Source organism: Sphingobacterium griseoflavum (genome assembly GCF_014653155.1).
In the GTDB taxonomy this organism is placed as follows: Bacteria; Bacteroidota; Bacteroidia; order Sphingobacteriales; family Sphingobacteriaceae; genus Sphingobacterium; species Sphingobacterium griseoflavum.
In genome coordinates this window covers 15,945-27,253 of the sequence record NZ_BNAF01000017.1, presented here as the reverse complement: position 1 = coordinate 27,253, position 11,309 = coordinate 15,945, and the positions used below count along the sequence as shown (strand labels likewise).

General features: G+C 45.6%; 11 protein-coding genes. 2 read left to right on the top strand and 9 right to left on the bottom strand.

Annotated features, from left to right (window positions below):
• Window positions 1–6 precede the first annotated feature (6 nt).
• From rhaM to IE165_RS17385, 6 genes are all read right to left on the bottom strand, one after another.
• Complete coding sequence (rhaM, locus tag IE165_RS17410) at window positions 7–321, bottom strand: L-rhamnose mutarotase (protein ID WP_229826630.1); 315 nt, start codon at window positions 319–321, stop codon at window positions 7–9.
• Window positions 322–397: 76 nt separating this feature from the next.
• The gene (locus IE165_RS17405) at window positions 398–1,564 is read right to left on the bottom strand and encodes a glycoside hydrolase family 88/105 protein (RefSeq protein WP_189627930.1); all 1,167 of its coding nucleotides are present in this window, start codon (window positions 1,562–1,564) and stop codon (window positions 398–400) included.
• A 29-nt stretch (window positions 1,565–1,593) separates the two neighbouring features.
• On the bottom strand, window positions 1,594–2,382 hold the full coding sequence (locus IE165_RS17400; protein WP_189627929.1) for an SGNH/GDSL hydrolase family protein: 789 nt from the start codon (window positions 2,380–2,382) through the stop codon (window positions 1,594–1,596).
• A 5-nt stretch (window positions 2,383–2,387) separates the two neighbouring features.
• Window positions 2,388–4,649, bottom strand: a complete 2,262-nt coding sequence (locus IE165_RS17395; RefSeq protein ID WP_189627928.1) for a rhamnogalacturonan lyase family protein — start codon at window positions 4,647–4,649, stop codon at window positions 2,388–2,390.
• 9 nt (window positions 4,650–4,658) lie between these two features.
• Window positions 4,659–5,999, bottom strand: coding sequence for a rhamnogalacturonidase (locus IE165_RS17390; protein ID WP_189627927.1), 1,341 nt, complete (start codon window positions 5,997–5,999; stop codon window positions 4,659–4,661).
• 470 nt (window positions 6,000–6,469) lie between these two features.
• The gene (locus IE165_RS17385; protein ID WP_189627926.1) at window positions 6,470–7,213 is read right to left on the bottom strand and encodes a dienelactone hydrolase family protein; all 744 of its coding nucleotides are present in this window, start codon (window positions 7,211–7,213) and stop codon (window positions 6,470–6,472) included.
• Window positions 7,214–7,461: 248 nt separating this feature from the next.
• Between IE165_RS17385 and IE165_RS17380 the strand changes: the two genes are divergently transcribed.
• A complete protein-coding gene (locus IE165_RS17380) occupies window positions 7,462–7,881 on the top strand; it encodes a nucleoside-diphosphate kinase (RefSeq protein WP_189627925.1) in 420 nt (139 codons plus the stop codon).
• A 146-nt stretch (window positions 7,882–8,027) separates the two neighbouring features.
• Here IE165_RS17380 and ybeY read toward each other — a convergent pair whose 3' ends face one another.
• A complete protein-coding gene (gene ybeY / locus IE165_RS17375; RefSeq protein ID WP_189627924.1) occupies window positions 8,028–8,462 on the bottom strand; it encodes an rRNA maturation RNase YbeY in 435 nt (144 codons plus the stop codon).
• Window positions 8,463–8,465: 3 nt separating this feature from the next.
• Window positions 8,466–8,876, bottom strand: coding sequence for a Holliday junction resolvase RuvX (gene ruvX, locus IE165_RS17370; protein ID WP_189627923.1), 411 nt, complete (start codon window positions 8,874–8,876; stop codon window positions 8,466–8,468).
• Between the two features lie 100 nt (window positions 8,877–8,976).
• Here ruvX and def point away from each other — a divergent pair, with 100 nt between their 5' ends.
• Entirely contained in the window at window positions 8,977–10,203 is a 1,227-nt protein-coding gene (def, locus tag IE165_RS17365) for a peptide deformylase (protein WP_189627922.1), read from the top strand.
• Between the two features lie 46 nt (window positions 10,204–10,249).
• On the opposite strand, the gene IE165_RS17360 is transcribed toward def, so the two are convergent.
• Complete coding sequence (locus IE165_RS17360; RefSeq protein ID WP_229826629.1) at window positions 10,250–11,308, bottom strand: glutaminyl-peptide cyclotransferase; 1,059 nt, start codon at window positions 11,306–11,308, stop codon at window positions 10,250–10,252.
• Window position 11,309 lies beyond the last annotated feature (1 nt).

The following is an 11,309-nucleotide window of genomic DNA, read 5'->3' as shown; positions in this document are numbered from 1 at the left end:
GCGTCGTTAATCTAAATGAAACACGGTGGAGAGCGGTACAGATACAGGCGAGTAATCGTCATTTGTTTCCATAATATCGGCCATATATTTCCACCAGCGTTGTACCACTTCTGTTTGCCCCAGCTCTTGCGATGAATTCCCGTTCAGGCGCTGGACGGCAAACAAGGAATCGGATTCTTCGTCAAAAAAAATCGTGTAATCGGCGATGCCATTTTCTTTTAAAAGCGCGACCAACTCTGGCCAAATTGCCGCATGCCGAATTTCGTATTCCGCTCGCTTTCCCGGCTTTAGTTTCATTTTAAACGCAATCTTTTCCATCATTATATTTCTATAAATATGTCTTATTTCAAGTTTCCTATGTATTCTACAGCAAGCTATTAGCCTGTATGTTCGTCTTTTAGCGATCGTCTTCCAATAACTTATACAGCTCAGAACCCGCAAGGAGAAAACATCCCAATCCGTAGTCTTCAAAATCAGGCACGGTAGAAAATCCAACCGGTTGACCGTCTTTCGGTTGTTTTCCGGTTCCTTGCACATAACCTAAAAAGCCGGATGGATGCACGGACTCATCAACCAGCGCTTGCCAGCCTTTCTCTAAAGCTGGTCGATAGACCTCTGCATCTAGCATGCCCTGGTTAATCCCCCAAGCCATACCATAAAGGAAAAGCGCGGTGCCCGTAGTTTCGCGGCCAGCAAAATTGGTCGGATCGTGCAGACTGACATTCCAAAAGCCATCCTTCCGTTGTGCTTTCAGCACCCCATCCATCAGGTCTTTAAAATCTTGTACATAAACAGAACGGTTCTTTTCATCTGCCGGAATCAGGGTCAGGACACGCACCAAGGCAGCAACGACCCAGCCATTACCACGAGACCAGTAGCAGTCCTCACCATTGGGTTCTTGGTAAGGCGGGACGAAATCGCGGTCGCGCCACCATAACTTATCTTTTGGATTGTACAAGCCACCACCTTCTTCGTTCTTGGAGTAGCTATACATCTGGTACATGTAATCAAAGTAACGTGGGTCACCGAACATCACGCCAAGTTTCGCGAAAACGGGCATCGCCATTTGAATGGCGTCGATCCATGTCCAATCATCCACCTTGCCCGAATGCATAACGAAATCTATATTCTTCTTGATTGCAAGGATCCTTTCTTCCTGCTTATCCAGTTCGTATAGCTCTAAGTATACCTGTCCGCAAGCTTGGTCATCCGCATTGCGTGTTTCTACGCCATTTCGCAGGCCCCATTGGTGCTTTGTTCCCCAATCTACCGCGTAGTCATAGTAACGACGGTCGGGATCGATCGCATACAGTGCCATCAAGCCTTCGTAATACACCGCTCTCGTCCATATATTACTGGGCCGCCAGCGCGTGGTGTAAATTGGCTTTCCCGTATCGGGCCACTTCTCCATAAAATAAGTATTTGTAGACCGCAAAACTTCCAACACCTGTTGCTTACTTGCAAAGGGCATGCGCACTCTTTGGGGCGCCCGGGTGGCGCATCCAATGGCAAGCAGTGCAGTTAAAAACAGCATCCCCAATGACAATATTCTTCTTTTCTTCATATAATTTCAGATCATTATCGCTTGTCAGCTTATCTTTTCAGGAATTTATGTAGCCCGAGACGTGGACTATCTGCTAAATAGCCTACCAACAGCGTAGCGTTCAATTGGGCCCCTGCCTGCGTGGTATGCGTTCCATCTTTCGGCCCAAAATACTTCGCTGCCACGACCACTTTTCCCACCTGCTCATAATGATCGATCACCAAATCTTGTAACGGCACGAAACATGCTGCAGCCTGTTGAGCAGCTTCTTCTGCCCAAGTTGCATAATCCGAACGCTTAACCTTCTCGCCATCCCAAGCGTGACGCGGAATGGGCGAACAAACGATCGCCGTTGCGCCTTTATCTTGTACATTCTTCACAAATCTTCGCAAGTAAAAGCCATAGCTATAGACCATTTCCTTTTGCTTGAGCAACGGATTGTAGACTTCTTTGTATCCTTCGCCATTGCCCTTGATTGTACCTCGTGCTCGCAGCGTATCGACTATAGGACTGGCGTCGTTATGCCCAAACTGCATGATCACATAATCGCCAGGTTTAACATGGTCCAACACCTGTTGCCATAGTTTTGGATTATTATAAAAAGTTCGGCTACTTGTCCCGCCTAAGGCACAATTTTCCATACGTATAGCCGATGTATCCAAGTGGTCGCCAATAAAGCTACCCCAGCCCCACTGTCCGTCACTACCGTCACCTCTTCCACTTTTCACCGTAGAATCGCCAATCACAAATAGGGTTGGTCGATCCTGCTCCGCAATAAATCCACAAGTCATGATGAAGCACAAAACGACAAAAGCCTTGATCATTCTATTTCTTGTCATAATCATTATCTTAGATACCGTTTCAATGGTTGATTCGAACCGGACGAGCCCTCCAAACCGGATGTCAAATTTTTTATCCCCGCTAAATTTTGTTTGGGTATGGTCGTCGGAAAGCTATATCCGTCTTTATGGGATAAGATCTCGGTCGCCCAACCTGTACCGGTGCTATGGGAAGCATTAAAATTTGCACTATGCTCGTAGATCCAATTCACAGCATCAGCCGAAACCGCCACGCCAATAGATGCCGCGCGTAGCCATATTACGCCAAACATTGCCAGCGGCCTTGCGGCCCAGTTGGTGTTGAGCATATTCCATTTCTTTTTTTTCGCGTGCCAAATCACTGCGGGGTCGGCAGCACCATCTTCAACCGGATCGCGAAACAGTTTCCTGCCCGCTGTAGCCTGGATAGCCCGCTTTGGACGGACAACTTGCACGTGAGGCTTAGCAGGCATATCCATTCCGGTACCGAGATAATAGCTGGTGTGCGGGGGTTGGTTGTAGGCAACGTTTTGCCATGCGATACTCAATCGGTATTGCGGGTCATGCATCAAGGTGTAGAGCCGGTGTTCTGTAGGAATAGTGGTGCTGTAGATGTGTAAGGATTGGTTGTCGTCGGCCCTTAGAATAAGTTCTTCCCGCCAATCTCCCAAAATATCAGCACTTAAATTGGGTGTACTTTTTGTTCCATTGATAGATGAGGCGCCATCCGCCCTAAAAATAACGCCTTCGTTGTACTTCTCGATATAATTGCTATTAAGTAACTCTCGGCTGAGGTCGCCATCCCACCAGATCAAGAAATTCGTCGACCTTGGAGCCACGCCCACCTCGTTGCCCTTCATGTCATAAAGAGATTTTGACCCCAACCACCACATGTAGGCGCCTTTGTGCGCTGGATCTATATTGGCGGCTACGCCGCGCGGCACATCTTGGTCGATAGCTCCTTGAAATAGTACCTCGCCTGTACGGGCATCTCGCAAGGCTGCACCAATACCTTTGCGACCACCTTTAAGCTCATGGATGCCAAAAACCTCCAGTCCTGGCCGATCAGGATCCAGATCTGCGACATGTAGCGCATCGCCATGGCCTAGCCCCGTGCTGTATAGGCCCGCACCGTCGTCGTCAATGGCCATTGCGCCAAAAATTATTTCGTCCTTCCCGTCCTGATCAACATCGGCCACAGATAGACTGTGGTAGCCTTGGCCAGCATACGGATGCTCCCGCGTTTGGGTGTCAAAGACCCATCGACTCTGTAGTTTTTTATCCTTAAAGTCCCAAGCAGCCAAGGCCGTACGTTCATAATATCCCCTCGTCATGATGACAGATGGATTTTTTCCATCTAAATAGGCAACCGCAGCTAAAAATCGATCCGAGCGGTTCGCATTGGTGTCGCCCCAGCTGCGCAAATTGCCCCGCGCAGGCAAGTAATCTACTGTACTAATTGCTTCGCCCGTCAAGCCATCAAAAACAGTCAAAAACTCTGGTCCTTCCAAAATGCGTCCAAATGTCCGCGATTGGGCTGCTGTATCTCGCCAATCAGCATGCGCATCACCTATGATATTACCCAATCCATCCCTTGTGCCATCTGCTGTTTTACAAACCAACTCCGCTCGACCATCTCCATCCAGATCATACAGCATGAACTGGGTATAGTGCGCACCCTCCCTGATATTCTTGCCTAAATTTATCTCCCATAAGAAGGTTCCATCCAATTTATATGCCTGCAAGATGGGCTCGTCCGTTATTCCGTTGTGGGCATTGTCGTGTGCCTTGCCGGTTTGGTGAATTACAATTTCGTAGATACCGTCACCGTCCAAATCAGCAACAGAGGCATCGCCAGGGCTGTAGCCTACAGGAGTTCGTAACGGGATTTCCAAATACGGCCGAATGGAATCCGTTGCTCTCATAGTGATCGTAGCCGAGACAATTTCCTTTCCTTTCTGCCACTCCATCAGCGTGTAGGTTACATCTTTGCTGTGATCTACTGTGTTATCCAAAAAGTTTGTTCCTTTACGCAAGGGTTTGTCATTTAGCCGTACTTGCTGCTCACCGGGATACTGCCTATACACCGTAAATGGTGTTTCAAAATCATCTGTCGCCAAGAGGCGCCAACTTAAGAAAGTCGATTCATCCGAAGTTTTTAGCGCCACCAAACCGCGATCAAGAAATTCAACCAAACGCTGGGCATTCACGGTGGACGCTAGGCCGAAAAGAAGAAGCGCTAGTAACCACAACGATAATCTATTGCGCACGAATGGGAATGATTGCATAGGTTTACATTATTTTTTAGCAACTGGTTTTCCGTTTACCCGTACATTCTTCAGCTGAAAATCCGTGACATACTCTTGCTGGATATTGGCACGCTTTGAAGCATTTACCGTTAGGTTATCAAACGTAAAATTCGAGAGTTGATATTGATCGGATTTATTGACGTCGAATAAGATATCGCAATCCAAGGTGACATTCCGTAGGGTAATATTTCGTGCATAAGACAGTTTAATGTCCTGTTCTCCTTTTAGATCGAAAAACTGTGTCCAAGGCTTTACAAACAGCAGGCTATTGGCATTGCCGGTCACGTTCTCGATTAAGATGTGTTCGTACTCTTGTGGTGTGTCCGGCCGCATTTTAAGTTGCAGGAGTTTCTTCGCCTTATCCAAGGTATTATTCCGAAAGATAACGTTATAACTGAGAATAGATTCACTTCCGCAAGTAAGCGCACTGTGGCAGAAACCGAAGGCACAATCTTCAATAATGATATTCGCATTTCCGCCGTTATTAGGATCTTTATCCGCTCGCGGTCCTTTGCCTCCCTTTAAAGCTATGGCATCATCGTTTACCGATAGGTAACAGTTTTTAATGAGTACATTTTTACAGACATCAAGGTCTATGGCATCGGAACTGGGTGCCTTAACGGGTTTTTCCGGAGCCGTGATGCGCAAATCCAGTAGTTTTAAGTTTTCCACGTTATAATAGTGTGACGTCCAGAATGGCGAGTTTTTCATATGCACGCCCGATATCTGTACGTTTTTGCTATTCGATACATATAGCACACGCGGGCGCATTTCATCCATATTGGTGCAATTTGGATTAAACGCTCTGCGTAGCCAAAAAGCTTTCCAATAACGTAGTCCGTTACCGTCCAAGGTTCCTTTTCCAGACAAGGTAAATCCATCCACGTTATCCGCATTCACGAGGGCTGAAAAATATTTTAATGTTTGCCCCTCCATACGTGTCAAGCGTAGCGCGAAATCAGCAATGTCGTCACTCCCTTTTAAAACCGCCCCTTCTTCGAGATGCAAATGGGTGTTGGCTTTAAAAAAAAGAGAACCACTGAGGAAAGTTCCGCGCGGCACAACAATAACGCCGCCCCCCGCCTCATACGCCTGATCAATAACTGCTTGGATTTTTTCCGTTTGTACGAGCATACTATCCTGTTCCACGGCGAAATCTGTGATACGATAGGCCTTGCCCAATATCGCTACCCGTGTTGGCTCGATCTGCTTGAACCAAGGAGTAATTATACTGCCATCGGGGAATTGATCCTGCGCCTTAACCATTCCATGCAAACAGATACACAGCAATGTCCAACTTAGTATTATGATTTTTTTACTTCTCATCATTCCTTTAATTGATAGCGTACAACAGCATAGTGGTTGATTCCAACACTTGGGTTAGCACAAGAGCTGCATAGATATTATTACTAAGCTATCAAGTAAGTTGTGCAAGGGCAACCTGTAGTGTCCTGTTTTAACGGGTACATCCAGCTTTTTGCGTGTTAAGAGTCGCTCACAATGTTCATTCCGCCTATTTTTGCTTTTGTAAAAACTTCGTGATAGTCACTAAAAACTTAAAAAAGACCTCTTCAATGGTTCTAAATTCTTGAATCACCGATGGGTGTTCGGATTGGGTGGGACGCCGAATTTGGCATGAGATAGCCATGTTCGATGGATCGATTTGTTAGCATGGATTCCGCTCACCATGCTACAGGTTAGTCAGTTTATGTCTGAGGATGGTTGCCGCCAGACACACCATGGTTCCTTTTCTGATAACGACAGGACGGCCTGGGTAGCCGCGCAACAGACAAAGCCCACTACTTCAAAAGCTCTGCTAGGAAGAGCAACGTATGCTGCCAAGCCCGATCGGCCATCAACTTATTGTAATCTGGGGATGCAGGGTCTGTAAAGGTATGCCCTGCATGCGCGTAGGTAATTAGTTGCCAATCTGCATCACCGTCGTTCAACTCTTTCGTTAGGGCATCCAAGATCTGAGGCGTGACGCCTTTATCCTCTGCGGGGTTTTCGATTAAAATTTTGGTTGACAAAGGCGTATTTGGCCGCGCACTGTCTTTGGCGAGCCCCCCATGTATAGAGACCACACCCTGCACCGGGAGACCTCCTCTGGCAGCTTCCAAGGCACCTGTTCCACCAAAGCAATATCCGATTACAGCAATTTTATCAGTATGCGCCCCTGCCTTTTTCAGCTCCTCCAGTGCCAAGTGTATACGGTGCTGATAGGCTTTGTAATCACTTTTGTATTTTCCCGCAATCTTCCCAGCGGCCGCATTATCTTGCGGAATGTTTCCTTCCCCGTAAATATCGGCGATAAAAGCGATGTATCCTTCTTTTTCCAAAGCCAGAGCAGCGTCTTTGGCTTCCTTGTCGATGCCTTTCCATGCTGGCAGGATCAATACTCCCGGTTTGTTTTGCGCTCCTTCAGCTGCCAAGAGTCCATTCAATTTCTGTGTACCGTCGGTATACGATACCGTTTTTAATTCTTGCGCATGCAGGCCATCGACCAGAGCAAAAAAGCACGCTATTATTAAAAGCTTATACATATCTAACCTATTAACTAAAGGTAGTAACGACTATTTGGCTCGATTGTTTTTGTTTTATACGATTCATTCGAAAAACAGCGCTTGCCCATTGCAAAGCAAGCCCCTTATTTAAAAATAAGTCCGTGTATACTTGCGGCAAACTGTGCGCTCCAATTATGCTTCCGAGCGAATATCCCACTATTTTCCTACGCCTGCAATACGGTAAAGAACAACGGATTTACTAACTTTGTAAAAAATTATCGAATACAATGGCAACAAACAGAACTTTTACGATGATAAAGCCAGATGCCGTAGCAAATGGTCACATCGGAGCAATTTTAAATGATATTATCGCTGGCGGGTTTAAGATCGTCGCTATGAAATACATCCAGCTTACTGCTGAATCGGCAGGAAACTTTTACGCCGTTCATAAAGAAAGACCATTCTACGGTGACTTGGTAGCGTTCATGACCTCGGGACCCATCGTTGCAGCGATTTTAGAAAAAGAAAATGCGGTTGAAGATTTCCGTGCCTTGATTGGCGCAACTGATCCTAAAAAAGCAGATGAAGGAACAATCCGCAACAAGTATGCAGAATCTATCGAGGCTAATGCGGTGCATGGTTCTGACTCGAACGAGAACGCCGAAATCGAGGGAAACTTCTACTTCTCTCAATTTGAGCGTTTCTAGTATTTTAAAAGACAGCAAGAAAATTAGCGAGGTCGGACGAAATTCCGGCCTTTCTTTTTCTTACACAGATTAGATCGCTGGCCTTTGGTAACTCAAAGTTTGAGCTGATGGTGGATGGATAACATCAAGTGAATTGCAAGCTGGTATCAGAAGATGCGCTTCCCGAGATACTCATTTTCTTTATCGGTCATCAGTGCCTTATCTTCCTTTTTCTTGTCGTGGAAGCCGCACAAATGAAGAACACCATGGATAATAACACGATGCAATTCATCGCGCTCAGAAACCGCAAACTTTGCTGCATTTTCCTTTGTACGCTCTACCGAAATAAATATATCTCCCGCAATGGTATCGTCCATTTCCGACGAATCGAACGTGACGATATCCGTATACGTGTCATGATCAAGATATTCTTTGTTTATTTCAAGCAAATAGGCATCCGAACAGAGTATAAAATTAAGTTCGCCTATTCGCTTGTAACCTTCAGCCTTGATCGTGTCTCCAATCCACTGCCGAATTTTTTGTTTATCTTTCAGTTGGTATGTAATGTCTTCGTTGAAGAACAATATGTCTTTCAATGCCATAAGTTAAGATCTAGTTTCCATAAAAGTCTGTAAAATAATAGCCGCCGATACGGTATCTACCAATCCCTTTTCTTGGCGCTTACTTTTCTTTTTCCCGCTTTGCGCGATAACGCTAGAAGCCATCTTGGATGTAAAACGTTCGTCAACCTCTACGACCTGTATGCCCGGAAATGTTTTACGCAATTTACGAACAAAGCCGGTGACATGTGGTGCAGATTCTGATGCTGAGCCATCCATTTGCACAGGCTTTCCAACGACGAATGTCTCGACTTGTTCTGCAGACAAATAGTTTGTTAGAAAATCCCATATCTTTTCCGGGTGCACGGTCGTCAGTGCAGTAGCAATAATCTGCAAAGGATCCGTAACCGCAATACCGATCCTTTTTGTTCCATAATCAAATGCCATTATACGCATACGAGCAGTTCTTTTAACAAAAATACGATTCCGCTCGCAGCATCCACTTAGGTGATGCAAATAAAAAATCTATATATTTGATAGATTAAAGACAACAGCGATGCGATATACGTATTTTTTGGTTTTACTTTTTTTGGGCACGAAATTGGGCTTTGGACAAACGTATCCACAGCAAATTAAAAACTTTAGAAAGCAGCAGTTAACGAGTTTGTCGCAACAAGCGAAAGGTCCTATTGCCGAGCAGAATTTACGATACCTAGACTATTACCTGCCGGACGAGACGTTCAAAGTGCAGGCTACAGTGGAAATGCTCTTCGATGAGCCGACTTTTCGTATGCCTACTTCCGACGGCACGAGTAAGGAGTTCAGGCGCTTTGCCCACGTACACTTTAAGCTGAAAGGCCAGCAATTCAGCGTACCTATTTATGAAAATGTCAGTTTGTTTCCGTCGAAGATGCAATCATCCTATCTATTTTTTCCTATCTTAGATAAAACGACCGGCGAGACAACGTATGAAAGTGGGCGGTATATCGATGTGAAGAAACAAGATATCAGTCAGGGGAAGTTGACGATCGATTTTAACAAGGCATATAACCCGTACTGCGCTTATAGCACGGGATATCGATGTCCGCAACCACCACGAGATAATTACCTGGATATAGCGATCGAAGCAGGCGAAAAAAAATACACGGGTCCAAAGAACCAACGCGAACAGGACAGTACCATGGCGAAGAATTTCACAGAGAAAGAAAAGAGACTGATTCAAGCAGGAAAGGCTAACGAGAAAATGTATGTGCTGCAGACCACGGTGAAACGTGACTCGGTGATATTGCGCTCGCAATGTGACGATGTAAAGCACGATGATCCAACGCTACCCTTATTGATATCGCGGATGCTTGCCACGGTCCAAGATCCGGCGCATCCCGGGGTAGGTATCGCCGCGCCGCAAGTCGGTGTGAACAAAAGCTTAATATGGGTTCAGCGATTTGACAAGGAATCGCAGCCATTTGAAGTTTATATTAATCCCAAAATCATATGGCGTTCGAAGCTTTTGCGAAAAGGTGCTGAAGGATGCCTCTCCATCCCCGATCGGAAAGAGGATGTTATTCGAAACTACAGTATCAAATTACAGTACTTGGACAAGAAAACCGGAAAAACGGTGGAAGAGCTGGTCGAGGGATTCACATCCGTCATTTTTCAGCATGAAGTCGACCATCTTTATGGAATCCTTTATCCCGACCGATTGGAAGAACAAGGGGCGATGGAGAATATCCTGCTTAATGAGCATGTCGAGTTCTATACAAAGAAAGGTAGCATCGTACCCTGAGATAGGCGAAAATGCAGAAAAAAGAGCCTTCCAGCTCCTTTTTATGTTATCGCGCAACAACGTTTATCTCGTATAATTTATCCCATTGCTTTCCTGTAACAAACAGTCTTTTGCTCGCCTTATCATAGGCAATACCGTTTAGCTCCTTATCACTTTGTGATGCATGTGTGTGTAGCCCCATCAGATTGAGCTGCCCTTCAACGGCACCCGTTTCTGGATCTATGATGACGATAATATCTTTTCCATATACATTCGCATAAATTTTCCCATCAATAAACTCTAGCTCGTTCAACAAATCCTGTGGCCCTTCGCTTCCATAGACAGCGACCATGCCAATCTCTTGGTAACTCTTCGGATCTAGAAAATACAGCTTATTGGAACCATCCGATTTAATCAGTCGGGTTCCATCGTAACAAAGCCCCCAGCCTTCTTTACTGTTTTGGTAAGCAAAAGAAGAAACTTGTTCAAAAGAGGTTTTATCCAGCACGAGCCCCTCGTTATTCAACCAAGTCAACATAATGATGTTGCTGCCGACGATAGCCATCCCCTCGCCAAAATAATCTTGCCCATTTGCACTTTTGCCCACAAACTCCTTTTTCTGCAATACTTCACCCGTCTTCAGGTTTACACGCCGGATGGAAGAGATAAGCTCGCTACCAGCCCCTGTCGATTCATACAAGGTTCCATTAGTGTATTCTAAGCCTTGGGTAAAGGCTTTTGTATCGTGCGGATATTCATTGACCTTTTCGAACGTATACTGCCGCGGCGACTCGGGAACGATGGTGACATTGCTGTATGCCACATCTTCCTTTCCGGCTTTGTATACCTTCGCCACTAAATTACGGGCTCCCAAGCCAATCGATTCGGTGTCTAGGGTAACGACGGAAGTATCTTGCTTCTTTTCTATAACTTCACCGTCTATTGCGTATACAACAGAATCGATCGTGGTATCGGGAAAATGCATGCGCACGGCAACTTTTTGTCCGAGCACAATCGTTTCTCCAGTTTTAGGCGATAAAAACTCGAACTTCCCTTGTTGCGATTTACATCCTGCGAACAACAACGTACCTATTGCGAATACACTTGCCAGTTGATTTATTTTCATG